Annotated in this window: 17 protein-coding genes and 1 pseudogene; 8 read left to right on the plus strand and 10 right to left on the minus strand. The window is 67.3% G+C overall.

What is annotated here, in order from left to right; translation table 11 throughout:
* The first annotated feature begins 266 nt into the window (after positions 1–266).
* The gene (locus MHA02_RS01525) at positions 267–503 is read left to right on the plus strand and encodes a DUF6894 family protein (protein ID WP_147076209.1); all 237 of its coding nucleotides are present in this window, start codon (positions 267–269) and stop codon (positions 501–503) included.
* A 135-nt stretch (positions 504–638) separates the two neighbouring features.
* Here MHA02_RS01525 and MHA02_RS21950 read toward each other — a convergent pair whose 3' ends face one another.
* Positions 639–779 (minus strand): hypothetical protein, encoded by a 141-nt coding sequence (locus MHA02_RS21950; RefSeq protein ID WP_170248966.1) that lies wholly within the window; start codon positions 777–779, stop codon positions 639–641.
* Between the two features lie 234 nt (positions 780–1,013).
* Here MHA02_RS21950 and MHA02_RS01530 point away from each other — a divergent pair, with 234 nt between their 5' ends.
* Positions 1,014–1,259, plus strand: coding sequence for a hypothetical protein (locus MHA02_RS01530; protein ID WP_147076210.1), 246 nt, complete (start codon positions 1,014–1,016; stop codon positions 1,257–1,259).
* Between the two features lie 184 nt (positions 1,260–1,443).
* Here MHA02_RS01530 and MHA02_RS01535 read toward each other — a convergent pair whose 3' ends face one another.
* The 4 genes from MHA02_RS01535 to MHA02_RS01550 form a co-directional block, all read right to left on the minus strand.
* On the minus strand, positions 1,444–1,740 hold the full coding sequence (locus MHA02_RS01535) for a hypothetical protein (protein WP_244612389.1): 297 nt from the start codon (positions 1,738–1,740) through the stop codon (positions 1,444–1,446).
* A gap of 48 nt (positions 1,741–1,788) precedes the next feature.
* Positions 1,789–3,132: a PQQ-dependent sugar dehydrogenase gene (locus tag MHA02_RS01540; protein ID WP_147076212.1), complete on the minus strand. Its 1,344-nt coding sequence runs from the start codon at positions 3,130–3,132 to the stop codon at positions 1,789–1,791.
* A gap of 158 nt (positions 3,133–3,290) precedes the next feature.
* Complete coding sequence (locus MHA02_RS01545) at positions 3,291–3,500, minus strand: hypothetical protein (RefSeq protein WP_147076213.1); 210 nt, start codon at positions 3,498–3,500, stop codon at positions 3,291–3,293.
* Between the two features lie 78 nt (positions 3,501–3,578).
* On the minus strand, positions 3,579–3,767 hold the full coding sequence (locus MHA02_RS01550) for a hypothetical protein (protein ID WP_147076214.1): 189 nt from the start codon (positions 3,765–3,767) through the stop codon (positions 3,579–3,581).
* 193 nt (positions 3,768–3,960) lie between these two features.
* On the opposite strand from MHA02_RS01550, the gene MHA02_RS01555 reads away from it, so the two are divergent.
* From MHA02_RS01555 to MHA02_RS01565, 3 genes are all read left to right on the plus strand, one after another.
* Complete coding sequence (locus tag MHA02_RS01555; protein ID WP_147076215.1) at positions 3,961–4,692, plus strand: cell wall hydrolase; 732 nt, start codon at positions 3,961–3,963, stop codon at positions 4,690–4,692.
* Between the two features lie 343 nt (positions 4,693–5,035).
* Positions 5,036–6,043, plus strand: a complete 1,008-nt coding sequence (lipA, locus tag MHA02_RS01560; protein ID WP_147076216.1) for a lipoyl synthase — start codon at positions 5,036–5,038, stop codon at positions 6,041–6,043.
* Entirely contained in the window at positions 6,043–6,504 is a 462-nt protein-coding gene (locus MHA02_RS01565) for a type II toxin-antitoxin system RatA family toxin (RefSeq protein ID WP_147076217.1), read from the plus strand. Before lipA ends, MHA02_RS01565 begins: the two co-directional genes overlap by 1 nt.
* Positions 6,505–6,610: 106 nt before the next feature.
* On the opposite strand, the gene MHA02_RS01570 is transcribed toward MHA02_RS01565, so the two are convergent.
* Positions 6,611–7,870 carry an alpha/beta hydrolase gene (locus MHA02_RS01570; RefSeq protein WP_147076218.1) on the minus strand — a complete coding sequence of 420 codons (1,260 nt, stop codon included), beginning with the start codon at positions 7,868–7,870 and terminating at the stop codon, positions 6,611–6,613.
* Between the two features lie 382 nt (positions 7,871–8,252).
* Here MHA02_RS01570 and MHA02_RS01575 point away from each other — a divergent pair, with 382 nt between their 5' ends.
* Together MHA02_RS01575 and MHA02_RS01580 are read left to right on the plus strand one after the other, a co-directional pair.
* Complete coding sequence (locus MHA02_RS01575) at positions 8,253–9,608, plus strand: APC family permease (RefSeq protein ID WP_147076219.1); 1,356 nt, start codon at positions 8,253–8,255, stop codon at positions 9,606–9,608.
* Positions 9,609–9,616: 8 nt separating this feature from the next.
* A complete protein-coding gene (locus tag MHA02_RS01580) occupies positions 9,617–10,705 on the plus strand; it encodes a hypothetical protein (RefSeq protein ID WP_238180388.1) in 1,089 nt (362 codons plus the stop codon).
* 726 nt (positions 10,706–11,431) lie between these two features.
* Here the strand turns inward: MHA02_RS01580 and MHA02_RS01585 are convergent.
* Complete coding sequence (locus MHA02_RS01585) at positions 11,432–12,103, minus strand: DJ-1/PfpI family protein (protein ID WP_147076220.1); 672 nt, start codon at positions 12,101–12,103, stop codon at positions 11,432–11,434.
* Positions 12,104–12,263: 160 nt separating this feature from the next.
* On the opposite strand from MHA02_RS01585, the pseudogene MHA02_RS01590 reads away from it, so the two are divergent.
* Positions 12,264–12,953, plus strand: a pseudogene (locus MHA02_RS01590) (gamma-glutamylcyclotransferase).
* Between the two features lie 99 nt (positions 12,954–13,052).
* On the opposite strand, the gene dprA reads toward MHA02_RS01590, so the two are convergent.
* The 3 genes from dprA to MHA02_RS01605 are packed head-to-tail and all read right to left on the minus strand — an operon-like array spanning position 13,053 to position 16,182.
* Positions 13,053–14,243: a DNA-processing protein DprA gene (gene dprA, locus MHA02_RS01595; protein ID WP_147076221.1), complete on the minus strand. Its 1,191-nt coding sequence runs from the start codon at positions 14,241–14,243 to the stop codon at positions 13,053–13,055.
* Between the two features lie 35 nt (positions 14,244–14,278).
* Positions 14,279–14,881 (minus strand): glycerol-3-phosphate 1-O-acyltransferase PlsY, encoded by a 603-nt coding sequence (plsY, locus tag MHA02_RS01600; protein ID WP_147076222.1) that lies wholly within the window; start codon positions 14,879–14,881, stop codon positions 14,279–14,281.
* Positions 14,878–16,182 (minus strand): dihydroorotase, encoded by a 1,305-nt coding sequence (locus tag MHA02_RS01605; protein WP_147076223.1) that lies wholly within the window; start codon positions 16,180–16,182, stop codon positions 14,878–14,880. The genes plsY and MHA02_RS01605 overlap by 4 nt, the downstream gene beginning before the upstream one ends.
* Positions 16,183–16,199: the final 17 nt, after the last annotated feature.

The following is a 16,199-nucleotide window of genomic DNA, read 5'->3' on the forward strand; positions in this document are numbered from 1 at the left end:
GGCGAGAAATAGGCGGTCCAAATCTGCAGGAATACCCTGGCAGGCCGCACTGGCCCGGCCGCCTCAATCCCGGCGAAGGCTCTGAACTGCAAACGAAATCGGCATTCGTCCGCTCAAAACAGTATTGCAAGAACAGGCTTTGACGTGAAAGTCTCCGCAGCGAAGGCAATCGCGCTTTTGTGTCGCCTGTGCGCTCTTGCCTCTTCCTTACCCATCAACGTACGTAGTACGGTCGTGGGCACAATTCCCACAATGGGTTCGAGATCGTGCCGCGCTACTTCATCGACCTCCACACCGGAACCGAGCATGTCCGGGATCACGAAGGTTTCGATCTTCCCGACATGGACGCGGTCAGGCGCAAGCTCGTGCGCATCATGACGACGATCGTGAAGGATCTCTCGCCCGATCTGGATCGGGAGGATTACGTGGCAGCCGTCCGCGACGAGACCGGTGCGTTCGTGCTGCGATCGCGCCTGACCCTCACGATGGAAGCGACCGAATAAGGCCAACGGCCGAAAGCTTTGCCTCATTCAGCCGCTGGCATGCGCGATAGGCGCGTCGCTACGCGTGCCGCCGACTGACCTGAAGGCGTCAGCCGCAAGGGCCGCTAGTATGAGCGTTCGAGTGGCGTGCTGAGGCTATTCGGCCTGCGTCCACGGTACGACGAGCGCGGCTACGATGATCGCGATCGCGGCAAAGCCCCAGGGTCCGGTCACCGGAAGGCTTCCGATGATCGCGACCAGCACGGTGAGCAGCAGCACGGCAACGACAGGGGACATGACGACAGAACTTCGAGCTACTCTCGCTAGTCTCGAACCATTCGAGCTGGTTGCGAGGGATACACATGGTTTGCGTCGAGTCCGTGGCGAAAGGCTGTGTCCGGGCGCACCGAAAGCCCGCGACGAAGCTTCCTGGCAACACCGTTGCCGTACGGGAACACCCTTGCCCCGTTGCGCATTTCGGCGACATGGGCCACGGCAGCTTTCGACGCGTCGGCACAGGCGGGGAGGACGATGAAGCGACTTGAAGAGCTGAAGAGCGATCCGGCGTTTCGTCAGTCGGTGCTCGCGGTCAAGGGCGCCGCCAGCACCCTGAGCGGCCGGGCGATGACGCAGGACGAAGCCGAGTTCCTGGTGAGCTTCGCGCTCGCGACCTTCGCCAATGCTGGAGGGCTGGCCGAGCCGAGCCTGAGCAAACTTGCCCGCTTCGCCGGCAAGATCGGGCCGAACGAGAGCGTCGAGAGCCTGACGACGCATTGACGCAGCCGATCCGGGAAGGGGCCGAAGCAGCCCCGCCGTCCGAGAAAACGCGGAACGGCGGGGCGTGTCGTGGCCCGCACGACCGGGCCGATACGCAACTTGGCCCGAACTCAGGTTGTCACGGACCGGTTAGCTCGCGCTCAATGCCGCACGCGGCGGATTTCCCGGAACGGGAATACGCCGTCTATTTGGTGCCGGTCCCGTCGTTGTTGCGCTGCTTGCAGCGGTATCCCGCGAAACAGTTCGGATCGTCGAGCGTCGGCTCGAAGGCCGGGGCCGAGGTCACTTCCCCTTGGCAGGCGCCGCTATCGAGAAACACCCGCTCGTAAGCGTTGGGACTCGTCGCCAGCACCACCGCCCCTTGTCGGGCGACGATGCCCCTGACCGCGGCACAGGACAGCTCCGGGGTATAGGGTCGCGGCTGCGCGTTCGCCATCGTGGTGACGAGGGCGAGACAGACGATAATCGCCGAAGACCGCATCATGGCCGAGACCCCTATTCCATGTCGTCGTGACGGAATGGCTGCCCACTACATGCCCTGAGCGCCGGTCACCCGCCAGACCGCCTTCCCGACATCGTCGGTGACCAGCAGCGCGCCGCTCTTGTCGAGCGTCACATCCACCGGCCGTCCCTGCGCCTTCTCGTCTCCATTCAGAAAGCCGGTGAGGGCATCGACGGGCTTCCCGGCCGGTTTGCCGTTCTCGAAGGGAACGTAGAGGACCTTGTAGCCGCTCTTCGGCCGACGGTTCCAAGAGCCGTGCTGGGCGACGAAAAGGCCGCTCTTCCAGGCCTGCGGCAGGGTGGAGTTCATGCCGAAGGCGATGCCGAGCGAAGCGGTGTGGGTGCCGACCGCGTAGTCCGGCGCGATCGCCTTTGCGACCTTGTCGGGGTTGGCCGGCTGCACGCGGGCATCGGCATTGGTGCCCCAATAGGCCCAGGGCCAGCCGTAGAAGCCGCCCTCCTGCACGTGGGTGATGTAGTCGGGCACGAGGTCGCTGCCGATCTCGTCCCGCTCGTTCACGGCGGTCCAGAGCGCGCCGGTCTGCGGCTCGAGGGCGAGGCCGTTCGGGTTGCGCAGCCCCGTGGCGTATTCGTGAAAATCCTTCGAGGCGATGTCGTAGACCCAGATCGCGGCGCGGCCCTTCTCCTTGTCGAGGCCATTCTCGCCGACATTCGAGTTCGAGCCGACCGTCACGAACAGCTTCTTGCCGTCGGCGCTGGCGATGACGTTCTTCGTCCAGTGATGGTTGATACCGGACGGCAGGTCGACGACCTTTTCGGGTGTCGCCGTGATCTCGGTCTGCCCCTCCTGGTAGGGCACCTTCACCAGCGCGTCGGCATTGGCGACGTAGAGGTCCCCGCCGACCAGCGCCATGCCGAAGGGCGAGTGCAGGTTCTTCAGGAAGTCGTGACGCTCCTCGGCCGCGCCGTCGCCGTCCTTGTCGCGAAGCAGGGTGATCTTGTCCGGGCTCGGCACGCCGGCACCGGCCATGGCCTTCACCTTGTCGGCGACCCAGTCGGCAATGCCGGTGGAGGGGTCGTCGGTCTTCGGCTTGTTCGCCTCGGCCACCAGAACGTCGCCGTTCGGCAGGGTGACGATCCAGCGCGGATGCGTGAGGCCGGTGGCGAAAGCGGCGACCGCGAGGCCCTGCGCCGCGACCGGTTTCGCGCCGTTCTGCCAGCCGACGACGCGGGCGATGTTGACCGTCGGCATGATGGTGCCGTTGGGCGGCGGCAAGGTCGGGCTGGCCCCGGTGCCGGCGGCGAATTCAAGGCTGGCGCTCTCGGGAAACAGAATGAATTCGTAGAATGCGACCCCGCCGCCGATCGCCAAAACCAGGGCCGCGAGGCCGACCTTCGATCCTGTCCGCATGATCGGTTCGCGCTCGCTTGCTGATCGACGACGGGCCGCGATTCGGCCGCCGGTTCAACGCCGATCGGACGTATCGGTTCGCAGGAAATGAAAATACATTATTCGAAGTAAGCGGCGCGATCGCCGTCCGCCGTCGCGGCGAACGCAGCGGACCGGATTTAGGCTGCGACCGAAGGCAGTTCCGCGTCGGCTGTGGGCTCGTCGGCGCCTGGGTGGCGGCGTGTCGAGTAATAGAGGCCGATGGCGTTCCAGAAGGCGTCGCGGACGTCCGGCCCGAACTTTTCGAGGGAAGCTTCGAGGGCGGCCCGGCCTGACCGGGAGGCTTCGTCGCGAAGGGCATCGTCCGTCTGCGTGATGAGTTCCGGCATGGGGCGACCCTTTCGTGACACGGCACCGCGAGATGCAGTACCGCGATAGTCAACGCCCAAGCTGGCTGGTTCGATCCATCACCGCATCCGGCTGAGCCCGATCAGCAGGAGCGTCACCGGCAGCGACAGGATGAAGGCGATGGCGATCGCCTGCTCCGCGGGCGTCGCCGTGCCATCGCTCACCGCCCCACCCTGCGCGGAGAAGGCTGGGCCGGTGGCGGCCAGCCCGATCGCGAGGCTCGTCCGGAGGCCGCATCTGCCCGCCATGGCCATTCTCCCGAGGTTGGCAACCGACCTTAGCGCAGGCGTGGCAGCGAAACCACACGACCCGGAGAAGCGTGGCCATTCCCCCGATAGGGTTTCCGAAACCCTTTACGCCTAAGCTTTGCCTGAGTGATCCTAGGGTCCTGACGGCAGAGTCGTCCCTCGGGATGACGACACCAGACACGCGGGAGGTCGCATGCACCGGAACCAGAGCAGCCAGATCGGCAGCTTCCTCCTGGTGAGCCTCATCGGCTCGGGCCTCGGTGGCTGCGGGGTGCTCCCGGCGGGCGGCGACATGACCACGGGCTCCGTCGCCCAGAACGCCAAGGTCGTGCAGACGCCGACGCGCGCCGACCGCGAATGCCTCGCCCGCGCGATGTACTTCGAATCGAACCGGACCGACGAAGAAGGCATGCTCGCCGTCGGCACCGTGGTGATGAACCGCCTCGACTCTCCGAAATATCCCGGCAGCGTTTGCGAGGTGGTCGGCCAGAAGCGCCAGTTTGCCAACGGCGTGCTCTCGAAGCCGGTGCGCGACCAGGACCGCGCCCGCATCGAGAAGGTCGCCGACCTGCTGCTCGCCGGCGAGCGGCACAAGGAGGTCGGCCCGGCGCTGCACTTCCACACCGCGGGTTACACCTTCCCCTACACCAACATGCATTACGTCGCCCTCGCCGGCGGCAACCAGTTCTACGAGAAGACCGACCGCGAGGGTTATCTGCCGGCAGTTCTGCCGCACGCGGTCGTCCAGACCGCCTCCGGCAAGCTCGTCCCGATCCAGATGGCGACGCTCGCCGACGCGCCCGATTCCTTCGCCACCGGCACGCCGCGTCCGCGTATGCCGTCGATCCAGGCGACGCAGGTGGCCTACGGCCTCAGCCTGCCGCAGGGCGTACCGACCCGCTACAGCTCGGCACCGGCGCAGTAGTACCAAGGGCCGAACGCTTCGATTCTTTCGGCAGTCGGCCAGCGCGAATGCGTTGCGCCGCGCATGCGGCGGACGGCCCTGATAGCCCGTGAGGGACGACGGTTTGAGCGAGGTTCAGACGGGCGCCCAGCGGCTTTCCAACTAGAACCGGCGATCGAACGAAACGCTCGGCTATCCGCGAGAGGCTGTCGCCAATGGCGCATGGTCGCGGCTCGATCGTCCGGACGCAGGCGTCGCGCACAGTCCGATGTCGCGCAGCGTCACTCCGGGTTTGCGGCGTCGGCTTCGTCGTCCTAGATCAGGGCTCGGGTGAAGCACCCCACGCTCTCCAGCACGGACCGCCATGGCCGTCGTCCTCGATCTCCTGAACCAAGACAACCGGCCGAACAGCGCCATCGCTGCCCGTCCACGCCACCCGGAAAAGGTGCACCGGCCCGACAACCCGATCCAGCGCAAGCCGGACTGGATCCGGGTCAGGGCACCGGGCTCCAAGGCTTGGGCGGAGACGAACAGGATCGTCCGTGAGAACGGCCTCGTCACGGTCTGCGAGGAGGCGGGCTGCCCCAATATCGGCGAGTGCTGGGAGAAGCGGCACGCCACCTTCATGATCATGGGCGACACCTGCACGCGGGCCTGTGCCTTCTGCAACGTCAAGACCGGCCTGCCGCAGCAGGGTCTCGACGCGGCCGAACCGGCGAAGGTGGCCGAAGCGGTGGCCAAGCTCGGGCTACATCACGTGGTGGTGACCTCGGTCGACCGCGACGACCTCGCCGACGGCGGCGCCGAACACTTTTCGCAGACCATCGCCGCGATCCGTCGGGCCAGCCCCGGCACGACCATCGAGATCCTGACACCGGACTTCCTGCGCAAGCCCGGTGCGCTGGAGCGCGTGGTCGAGGCCCGGCCCGACGTGTTCAACCACAACCTCGAGACGGTGCCGGGCAAGTACGTCACCGTGCGGCCGGGCGCGCGCTATTTCCACTCCGTGCACCTGCTGCAGCGCGTGAAGGAGCTCGATCCGACGATCTTCACCAAGTCCGGCATCATGGTCGGCCTCGGCGAGGAGCGGAACGAGATCGTTCAGCTGATGGACGACCTGCGCTCGGCTGACGTCGATTTCCTCACCGTGGGCCAATACCTGCAGCCGACGCCGAAGCATCACGCCGTGATCCGCTTCGTGCCGCCGGACGAGTTCAAGAGCCTGGAGACCACCGCCTATTCCAAGGGGTTCCTGCTGGTCTCGGCGACCCCGCTGACCCGCTCGTCCCACCATGCGGGCGAGGATTTTGCCCGTCTCAAAGCGGCGCGGCTGCAAAAGCTCGGCCCGACACGCGAGACCGCGACCGCCTGATGCCGTCCTTCCGCATTACCCGACATGTGCGGCACACGCCGCAGCAGATGTACGACCTCGTGGCCGACGTCGAGCGCTATCCGGAGTTCCTGCCGCTGTGCGAGTCGCTGCGCGTGCTGCGGCGGCAGGACGACGCGCAGGGCAACCCGGTGCTCGTCGCCGAGATGGGCGTCGGCTACAAGGCGATCAGCGAGCGCTTCACCACCCGCGTCGGCCTCGACCAGACGAACCTGAAGATCACGGCCGAGTATATCGACGGGCCGTTCCGGCACCTCGAAAACCGCTGGGCCTTCAAGGATGCCGCCGACGGCGGCTGCGACGTCGACTTCTTCATCACCTACGAGTTCAAGAGCTTCGCCCTCGGACTGCTGATGGGAAAGATGTTCGATCGCGCCTTCCGCAAGTTCACGGATGCGTTCGAGGCCCGCGCGAACGTCGTCTACGGCCGCGCGGCGGCCTGAGCCCTGGAGCGCACCCCGACGACGTGGAGGCCGGTCCGGGGAGAGCGTGCGTGACACAACAGGGGCTTAGGGCCGTGCTCGATTGCAAGGCGATCGGGCAATCGATTTAGCGCGGATCGGCATCGGCGCTGCGCTCGCGCCGTCGGGACCGCGGCGTGATCGAGGCGACGGTATCGGGATCGCGGACGTAGAGCTCCGGCAGGCGCGCGAGCACGTCCTTGATCGGAAACTCGGTCCAGGCCTGGGTCACGTAGTCCTGGTGGACCGCGTCCGACCCGGTGGCCAGGAAGCTCACACCGCCGCGCGAGAGGGAATCGCCGAGTTCGGTGCCGGAGGCGATGCCGCGGGCGGCGAGCATGCTCTTCAGGTTGGCGTTGTGGCGTTGGGTGTAGCGCGTGTAGGCGCTGACGAAGAAGGCCGAGCGCGCAGTGCCGATCCAGGTCGCGAACTTCTCTTCCTCGCCGTAGAGGGCATCGAGCAGCAGCACGCCGCGCATGCGAGAATCGGCGCCCATGTCCTTGAGGCTCCAGGCCGCCGGCACGAAGCCGCCGCTATAGGCGACGAGCACCACCGGCATCCGGGCGAAGACCCGCGCCGAACCGGTATCGTTGCGAAGCGATGCGAGCTTTCGGCCCGCCTCGTCGAGGAAGTTGCGAAAGCCGCGCTCGGTCCAGAACTTTCCGGCGCTGGAATCGCGGGCGTCGTAGGCGAATTGCGGGGCGACCAGCACGGCGTTGGCGCCCGAGGCCGTGATCTGCTCGGCGACCCGCTGCCGGTCGCGCACGTCGCGCTCCAGGGTCGCGCCGTGGCCGTGGAAGAACACCACCATCACCGCCTGCCGCCGCGGATCGAAGCCGGCAGGGATGTGCAGGAGGACCCGGTCGTCGCCGAACGTCTGGTCCTGCCAGAGCACGCCGCCACGGGCGGTGCGGTGCCCCTTTCGCGCGCCCGACTCGGCGTCGAGGAAGGGGCCGCGGTTGGGCACCGTGCCTTCGAAGGGGAACGGCGCGGTGTCGAAGGAGACGAGCTGCGTCACCGCACGGCCGCTCGGCGCCGCCTGCTGCGGGACGACGGGCTGTCGGAGGACAGGCTCGGGGTCGGGGTCGAGGCTGGCCATCGTGAAGGGGGGCCTCTCGGCGGCGTCCGAGCGCGCGGAGACCACCGCGCCGGGCAGCCGGCGGCCGGGCGATTTCGCCAGGGTCGAGACGTGCCGGTCCCGGTCGAGCGCCGCCATCTCGGCCGGCGCCGTGCCGCCATCGGCCTGCTGCGGCTTGATTACCGACCCGCAGGCGGTGAGGGCGACGGCGACGAGAACCGCCGCGCCCGTCATCCGCTTCAGGCCGCGCCTCCAAGGCGCACGCGCCACGCGATCGACCGTCCGCGAAACCGTGTTGTCCGTGATCTGAAGTCCGTCGTTTCCACCCAGCGAATCCGAAACGGGACTCAAGCTGCGCGAAGTATCGCAACCACGAAAAGAAGCAGAAACGAGATTGAACGCGCCCGTCTCCGTCCGGCAAGACTGCCTGAAACTCATCGCTTGCCTTCTTGCAACCGCCGGGATTGCCGTCGAACGTGACCGCACGAATACCGGAACTTGGTTACCGATCCGTTATCCGGCGGGATTCATTGTGATGCGATAAGCACACCTGCTGCGTTGCGATCAATCGACGCAAAGTTACACATTGAAAACCCTTCCGGGGTTGTGGAGGGATCGGATGGCTTTTTGGAGGCCGGGGCGGGCCCTTCCCATGACTGCACAGACTCCTGGTCCGGCGACCCTGCCGACCGTGACGACAGTCGCCGCGACGGCGATCGTGATCGCAGACATGGTCGGCGTCGGCGTGTTCACGAGCCTCGGATTCCAGGTCAAGGACATTTCCTCCGGGTTCTCGCTGCTGCTGCTCTGGCTCGTGGGCGGCATCGTCGCGCTGTGCGGAGCCTTCTGTTACGCCGAGCTCGCCGCGATGTTTCCGCGCTCCAGCGGCGAGTACAACTTCCTCACCCGCAGCTATCATCCGGCCGTCGGCTTCCTCGCCGGATGGCTCTCGGCCACGGTTGGCTTCGCGGCGCCCGTCGCCCTCGCCGCCATGGCCTTCGGCGAATACGCGAAGGCGATTTCTTCGGATTTGCCGCCGCTGCTGCTCGGGCTGGCACTGATCTGGATCGTCTCCCTCGTGCATCTGCGCGGCACGCGCCACGGCAGCCTGTTCCAGGTCGCTTCGACCGTGCTCAAGCTGGCGTTGATCGTCGCCTTCATCGCGTCCGGCTTCTGGATGGGCGAGCCGCAGCCGATCAGCTTCACGCCGTCTGCCATCGACCCGTCGCTGATCGTCAGCGCACCCTTCGCGATCAGCCTCGTCTTCGTGATGTATTCCTACACGGGCTGGAATGCCGCGACCTACATCATCGGCGAGATGAAGGATCCGAAGAGGAGCCTGCCGCGGGCGCTGTTCGTCGGCACCGGCACGGTGCTGGTGCTCTACATCGCCCTCAACGCCGTGTTCCTCTACACGACGCCGATCTCGGAGCTGTCGGGCCAGGTCAACGTCGCCCTGATCGCCGGCCGGCACATCTTCGGCGAAGAGGGTGGCCGCGTCGTCGGCGGCCTGATCTGCCTGGGGCTGATCCCGACGGTCAGCGCGATGATGTGGATCGGCCCGCGCGTCACCATGGCCATGGGCGAGGACGCGCCGTTGCTGCGGGTCTTCGCCCGCCGCTCGGCGAACGGTACGCCGCGGGTGGCGATCCTGATCCAATGCACCGTGGCGAGCGTGCTGCTGTTCACCCGCAGCTTCGAGGCGGTGCTCGACTTCATCCAGTTCAGCCTCGCCTTCTGCTCGTTCCTCGCCGTGCTCGGGGTGATCAAGCTTCGCGTCACCCATCCCGACCTGCCGCGGCCCTACAAGGCCTGGGGCTACCCCTTCACGCCGCTGATCTTCCTCACGGTGACGGCCTTCATGATGTACTACCTCGTCACCGTGCGGCCGCTGCAATCGCTGGCGGGCTTCCTGATGATGCTGGCCGGGCTCGTGCTCTATGCCGTCGCATCGAGCCAGTCGCAGGCCGTTCCCGACCTCAAGGCCCAGAAGGTTCTGTCGAAGTGAGGCCGCAGGTGGGTTTGCAGACGGGGTTCGCCGTCCTTCTCGCGGGCCTGCTGGCCCTCTCCGCGCCCGCGCGGGCAGCGGAAGCGGCCAGCGCCGACGACACCGCGAAGTACCTCGCCGGGCTTCCCGTGCCGGCGGCCTCGCCGCTGGCGCCGCTGGAGGCCGAGGCCGGCTGGAAACAGCACGCGAGCTATTTCAACACGGCCTTCGCCCGGGTCGACAAGGCGCAGCTCTCGAAGGTGCGCGACTGGTCGTCGGCCCATATCGGCGCCGGCTTGCGCAAGCCGACGCTGTATTACTTCTTCAGCGGGCCGGACTTCCTCTACGCGAACGCGTTCTTCCCCGACGCCACCACCTACGTGATGTGCGGGTTGGAGCCGGTCGGTCCGATCCCCGACCTGACCAAGCTGAAGAAGGGCACCGCCTCTCAGGCGCTCCGGACGCTGCAGACCGCGGTGCGCTCGCTGATGGGCGTGAGCTTCTTCAAGACCATCGACATGAAGACGGAGCTGCGCTCCGGCCCGGTGACCGGCACGCTGCCGATCCTCTACGCCTTCCTCGCGCGCTCGGGAAAGACGATCGGCGACGTCGCCCTGGTGCAGATCGGCGCCGACGGCACCATCGAGCCCGAGAGCGGCGCCAGGACCGGCGCGCACGGCGCGAAGATCACCTTCTCCACCGCGGGCGGCCCGGCGCAGACGCTGTATTACTTCAGCGTCAACATCGCCAATGACGGCTTCGGCAAGAGCGGCCTGGGCCAGTTCGGCGAGCGGCTCGGCGTGGGCAACGCCCTGGTGAAGAGCGCCTCCTACCTCATGCACGGCGGCGGCTTCTCGCAGGTGCGCAGCTTCCTGATGGAGAAGAGCTCGGCCATCGTCCAGGACGATACCGGACCGCCGGTGGCGCTCTATGACCGCACCAAGTGGGACGTGAAACCCTTCGGCCGCTATGTCGGTCCGATCAGTTTGTTTCCCGGCCGAGGCCAGCCGAAGATGACCGAACTCTTCCATAAGGAAAAACCCGGCCCGCTGGGCTTCGGCATCGGCTACCGGCATCGCATGAGCGAATCGAGCCTGCTGCTGGCGGTGAAGAAGTAGTTTTTCCGGGTGGCTGCCACATCGGCTGTCGGTGGGAGCAGAGCCTGCCCGGTTGCGATCCGGTGGTCGAACTCTGACGCTTGGTACCCGTCAGTGAGGTCTGCAAAGGGTGCATGCGCAACGGGCAGCTTCTGGGCCAGCGTCGCGAGAAGCAGTCGCTGCCGCCGCCCCCCCGCTCGCGACCCTAAATTGACAACCCATTTCCGACTTGCGTCCGTCCAAACCGCCCCCTGACGATTTAAGCACAGTTTGGCAATGGCTGGCGTGGGCATCATTTTTATGCGCCAACCTTCAGATCGATCGTGATAAAGACGGAACATTAGCTAAATGGGAACAGGTCTACTTCATCCGAACAAAACGCAGATGTCAATATGAAGCGATTTCTTATGGAATGGGCTAAAGAAATATCTTCACGATCTGTTGTTTTTCTTCTGATCGCATTTGTACCAATATTAGTTCTTTATTTTATATTGATTTACTACTTACCATCTAAATCAGATTGCGGCTGCATTCCCGGTATTTTCGCGTGCCACGAAATATGCACTAGCGACTTAGACCGTTAGGTAGAAACTGTGGATTTGTGGCGGCGGCTTTCCATTTTGAGGCGACCCCGCATGGCTGTGTTGCCATATGACCGCCCTTGGGAAGCGCAGACAATCTTCTGGGTGTCCGACATCATTCGCTAGCAGTCCCTCGTGGCAGGTACCGAGCGTCAGATTTCGACCACTACCGCGTGATCCGCGCGATGACCGCCTCGCGCTCGCGCCGGCTGGCAGCGAGCTTTTCCCGCACGGCCGCGACGACGCTGGCCCGCGCCCGCTCCGGCGTGCCGGACTCGAACGGGGGGGCCGGCGCGTATTCGAGGTGCAGTTGGATCGCCCGCGCCGCGTCGTCGCTGACGAGTTCGGCCACCAGCGTCAGGGCGAAGTCGATCCCCGCCGTCACGCCGCCGCCGGTGACGAGATTGCCGTCCTGGACCACGCGGCCCTTGGTCGGGATGGCGCCGAAGGCGGAGAGCAGGTCGTGCGCCCCCCAATGCGTCGTCGCCTTGCGCCCCTTCAACAGCCCGGCGGCGCCGAGCACCAGGGAGCCGGTGCAGACGGAGGTCACGTAGCGCGCGCCGGCCGCCTGCCGGCGGATGAAGTCGAGCACCGGCGCGTCGGTGAGGACGGCGTTCACGCCGGGTCCGCCGGGAACACAGATCACGTCGAGCTTCGGACAGTCCGACAGCGTCGTCGTCGGCTGGAGAACGAGGCCCGTCGCGCTCGTCAACGGATCGAGGGTCTTGGCGACGAGGTGGACCTCGGCGTCCGGCAACAGGGCGAAGACCTCGTAGGGGCCGGTGAGATCCAGTTGCTGGACCCTGGGAAAGGTCAGAAGGCCGATCTGGAGGGGCAAGGGCTTCGCTTCGGTTCCGGAATGGCGGGACCAGCAGGCATAGAGGATCGCTCTCGGTCATGCCTGTCCGCCGCCTGCCCGGCAGCCATGCGCGCAGAACGTCGCTCAACCCGTCATTGAGCGGTTGCGATAGCATTCGCGGCGTGAAGACTTCGGCGCCATGAGCCTGCCGCCCCTCGCCCTCTTCGCCGATCGGATCGCCCGTGCGCACCCCATCCCCGTCGCCGACGACGAGACGGCCCTTCGGGTGCTGACGGATGCGGAGCTGGCGCCGGGACTGGCGCAGGTGCTCGCCGGCCGCCCGGACACGGACGCCGCGCTCTGGGTCTTCGCCTACGGCTCGCTGATGTGGAGCCCGGAATTTCCGGTGGCCGAGCAACGGGTCGGGCACCTGCGCGGCTGGCATCGCCGCTTCTGCCTGCTGTAGCGCCGCTTTCGCGGCACGCCGGAGCGGCCCGGCCTCGTGCTGGCGCTCGACCGGGCGGGGTCCTGTCGCGGCGTCGCCTTCCGCCTCGATGGGCATGACGCCCATGCCACCCTGATGCCGGTCTGGCGGCGGGAGATGAAGGGCCAGGGCTACGTGGCTCGCTGGGTCGCGGTGGCCACGGATCGGGGGCCGGTGACGGCGCTGACCTTCGTCGCGAACCACGCCAGCGACCGCTACACGGGCCGTCTCGACGAGGCCGCCATCGCGGACAGGATCGCGACGGGCTGCGGCCATCTCGGCCCGAGCGCCGAATACCTGCTTCACACCGTCGCCGCCTGTGCCGAGCTCGGCATCCACGATCCGCATCTGTGGCGGCTCCAGGCGCTGGTGGCGGAGCGGCTGGAGGTCTGCGCGACGGGCTGACGGCGAGAAAGGCACGAGGTCCGCTTCATGCACCCCTTCCTCGGGCGCAGGAAACGAGGAAGCATGCGACCCGCGAAAAGGGCGGCTTACTCGAGGTTGTCAGCGCGCCGTGAGCGACACAGCGCCATTCCCATGCCGCTCGACGCAGCCGTCGAGTTCGAGTTCGAGCAGCGTGGTCTGCACGATGCGCACCGAGACACCGGCGACGCGGGCGAGCTCGTCGGTGCCGATCGGCGTCGGGCTGAGGTATCCGAGCAGGCGCGTACGGTCGTCGCGTGGTTCCTCCGCGTCCGGGGCGATGTCGAGGGAGGCTGCCGGGACCGGGACGCTCACGCCGTCGATGTCGATCTCGTCCCAGAAATCCGGCTGGTCCTCCAGAGCCGGCCGCTTCAAGCCGAGGGCGCTGTCGTCGCCATAGGGGTCGGAGTGCTGTACGAGCGGCGCGATCGCCGAGAGGATGTGGTCGACCTCTCCCACCAGAGTCGCGCCCTGGCGGATCAGGTCGTTGGTGCCCTCCGCGCGCGGGTCGAGCGGCGAGCCCGGCACGGCGAAGACCTCTCGTCCCTGTTCGAGGGCATAGCGGGCGGTGATGAGCGAGCCGGAACGGCGTGCCGCTTCGACCACCAGCGTGCCGAGGCCGAGCCCCGAGATGATGCGGTTGCGCCGGGGGAAGTCGCGCCCGCGCGGCTCCCAGCCCATCGGCATCTCGGCGACCAGCGCCCCTCCCCCGTCGAGGATCTTTTGGACGAGCGCCGCATGGTTGGCGGGATAGATCTTGTCGTGACCGCCGGCGAGGACGGCGACGGTGCCGCTCTGTAGCGAGGCCTTGTGGGCGGCGGCGTCGATGCCGCGGGCGAGACCCGAGACGACGACCAGCCCCGCTTCGCCGAGCCCGCGGGCCAACCGTTCCGTGAAGGTCATGCCGGCGGCCGAGGCGTTGCGCGAGCCGACGATGGCGAACGCGGGTTTCGCCAGCACGTCGAGGCTGCCGCGCACCGCGATCAGCGGCGGTGCGGCGTCGGTGGCCTGGAGACTGCGCGGGTACGCATCCTCCCCGGTTACGAGGAAGCGGACGCCGAGGCGAGCCGCCGCCGCGATCTCCTTCTCGATCTCGGCCTTGGACGGTGGCACCACGCGCTTGCCGGCGCGGCCCGTGATCTCGGGCAGGGCCTGCAGGGCGCCGGATGCGCCGCCGAAGCGGTTGATCAGACCGCGAAACGTGCGCGGGCCGACGCCGTCGGTTCGGATCAGGCGCAGCCAGTCGAGGCGCTGCGCGTCGGTGAGCTGCATCCGCCCCTCCGTGCCGGGAGGGTGACCGCGAGAAATCAGCCCTTCTGCCCGATGCGTCCCTCCGTGCCGGCGATCAGCCGGCGGATGTTGGGCGCGTGCTTCCACCATAGCAGCACCGCCAGAACCAGGAACAGTAAGGCGACGCGCGGATGCCCCGATGCCCACAGGACGAGGGGCGTCGCGGCCGAGGCGACGAGGGCGGCGAGCGACGAGTATTTCAGGGCGAAGGCGAGGCCGAGCCAGATCGCGGCAAAGGCGAGCAGCGCCAGCGGGCTCAAGGCCAGGAGCACGCCGAGGAAGGTCGCGACGCCCTTGCCGCCCTTGAAGCCGAGCCAGACCGGGAAGAGGTGGCCGAGGAAGGCACCGAAGCCGGCGGCCAGCGCCGGCGCCTCGCCCCAGAGGCCGGCAATCAGAACCGGCACGGTGCCCTTGAGGGCGTCGAGCAGCAGCGTCGCGGCGGCGAGGCCCTTGCGGCCGGTGCGCAGCACGTTGGTCGCGCCGATATTGCCCGATCCGATCGCGCGGACATCACCGAGCCCGGCGAACTTCGTCAGGATCAGACCGAAGGGAATCGAGCCGAACAGGTAGCCGAGCACGAGGCCCGCGAGGATGAGCGGCCAACCCGCATCGAGGATCATTCCGCACTCGCAAAAAATTCGGAGCGGTGGACGATGCGGCCGCCGACGAGCGTCAGCATCGCCGCGCCCTGCAGCCGGGCCTCGTCGAACGGAGAGTTCTTGGAGCGCGACTTCAGCGCCCGCTTGTCGAGGACGTAGGGCAGCTCGGTGTCGATCAGCGCGAGATCGGCCGGCGCGCCGACAGCAAGCCGCCCAGCCTCTCGGCCGAGAAGCTTGGCGGGATTGGTGGAAAGGGCGGCGAGCAGGCGCGCGAGCGGCACGTCGCCGGTATGGACCAGCCGGAGCGCCGCGCCGAGCAGCGTCTCGATGCCGAGCGCCCCGTCGGCCGCCTCGGCGAAGGGCAGGCGCTTGGTCTCGACGTCTTGCGGGTTGTGGTCGGAGACGATGACGTCGATCACGCCCTCGTTCAGGGCAGCGATAACGGCGTGCCGGTCGGCCTCCCCGCGCAGGGGCGGCGATAGCTTGCAGAAGGTGCGGTAGTGGCCGATGTCGCCCTCGTTGAGGACGAGGTTGTTGACCGACACGCCGCAGGTCACGGGCAGCCCGGCCTCTTTCGCCCGGCGCACGATCTCCACCGAGTCCGCGCAGGAGATCATCGCCGCGTGGTAGCGCGCCCCGGTGAGGCGCACGAGGCGGATGTCGCGCTCGAGCATTACCGTCTCGGCCTCGCGCGGAATGCCGGTGAGGCCGAGACGCGAGGCCATCTCGCCCTCGTTCATCACGCCCTCGCCGACGAGGTCGGGCTCCTCGACATGCTGCATCAGCAGCACGCCGAAATCGCGGGCGTAGGTCAGGGCGCGGCGCATGACCTGCGCGTTGGTGACGGCCTTCAGCCCGTCCGTGAAGGCGACCGCACCGGCCTCCTGCAGCAGGCCGAACTCGGTCATCTCCTTGCCCGCGAGCCCCTTGGTGATGGCGGCGGCAGGCAGCACGGTCACGCAGGCCGTATCGCGCGCCCGGCGCAGCACGAAGTCGACGATCGGCGCGCCGTCGATCACCGGGTTGGTGTCGGGCATGCAGACCAGCGTGGTCACCCCGCCGGCTGCGGCTGCGGCGCTCGCCGAGGCCAGCGTCTCGCGATGCTCGGCCCCGGGCTCGCCGACGAAGGCGCGCAGATCGATCAGGCCGGGGGTGAGCAGCAGCCCGCCGCAATCGATGTTTGCGGCGTCTTCGGGCGTGCCGGCGGCGCTGCCCCAGGCGATGTCGGCGATGCGGCCGTCCCGGATCAGGACGGCACCGGGGGCTTCCCGACCTGTGGCCGGGTCGAGGAGGGTGGCGTTGGTGAGATGGAGCGCTGTCATTCCCCTCTCCCCCTTGC

The organism is Methylobacterium haplocladii, assembly GCF_007992175.1.
Taxonomy (GTDB): Bacteria; Pseudomonadota; Alphaproteobacteria; order Rhizobiales; family Beijerinckiaceae; genus Methylobacterium; species Methylobacterium haplocladii.

Bases quoted from the DNA above. Each gene is read 5' to 3' on its own strand.
- MHA02_RS01565 (WP_147076217.1), top strand. From the start codon at position 6,043: ATGCCGTCCTTCCGCATTACCCGACATGTGCGGCACACGCCGCAGCAG.
- MHA02_RS21950 (WP_170248966.1), bottom strand. From the start codon at position 779: ATGTCCCCTGTCGTTGCCGTGCTGCTGCTCACCGTGCTGGTCGCGATC.
- MHA02_RS01530 (WP_147076210.1), top strand. From the start codon at position 1,014: ATGAAGCGACTTGAAGAGCTGAAGAGCGATCCGGCGTTTCGTCAGTCG.
- dprA (WP_147076221.1), bottom strand. From the start codon at position 14,243: ATGCAGCTCACCGACGCGCAGCGCCTCGACTGGCTGCGCCTGATCCGA.
- MHA02_RS01555 (WP_147076215.1), top strand. From the start codon at position 3,961: ATGCACCGGAACCAGAGCAGCCAGATCGGCAGCTTCCTCCTGGTGAGC.
- MHA02_RS01545 (WP_147076213.1), bottom strand. From the start codon at position 3,500: ATGCCGGAACTCATCACGCAGACGGACGATGCCCTTCGCGACGAAGCC.
- MHA02_RS01575 (WP_147076219.1), top strand. From the start codon at position 8,253: ATGACTGCACAGACTCCTGGTCCGGCGACCCTGCCGACCGTGACGACA.
- MHA02_RS01540 (WP_147076212.1), bottom strand. From the start codon at position 3,132: ATGCGGACAGGATCGAAGGTCGGCCTCGCGGCCCTGGTTTTGGCGATC.
- MHA02_RS01605 (WP_147076223.1), bottom strand. From the start codon at position 16,182: ATGACAGCGCTCCATCTCACCAACGCCACCCTCCTCGACCCGGCCACA.
- lipA (WP_147076216.1), top strand. From the start codon at position 5,036: ATGGCCGTCGTCCTCGATCTCCTGAACCAAGACAACCGGCCGAACAGC.
- plsY (WP_147076222.1), bottom strand. From the start codon at position 14,881: ATGATCCTCGATGCGGGTTGGCCGCTCATCCTCGCGGGCCTCGTGCTC.
- MHA02_RS01550 (WP_147076214.1), bottom strand. From the start codon at position 3,767: ATGGCGGGCAGATGCGGCCTCCGGACGAGCCTCGCGATCGGGCTGGCC.
- MHA02_RS01535 (WP_244612389.1), bottom strand. From the start codon at position 1,740: ATGCGGTCTTCGGCGATTATCGTCTGTCTCGCCCTCGTCACCACGATG.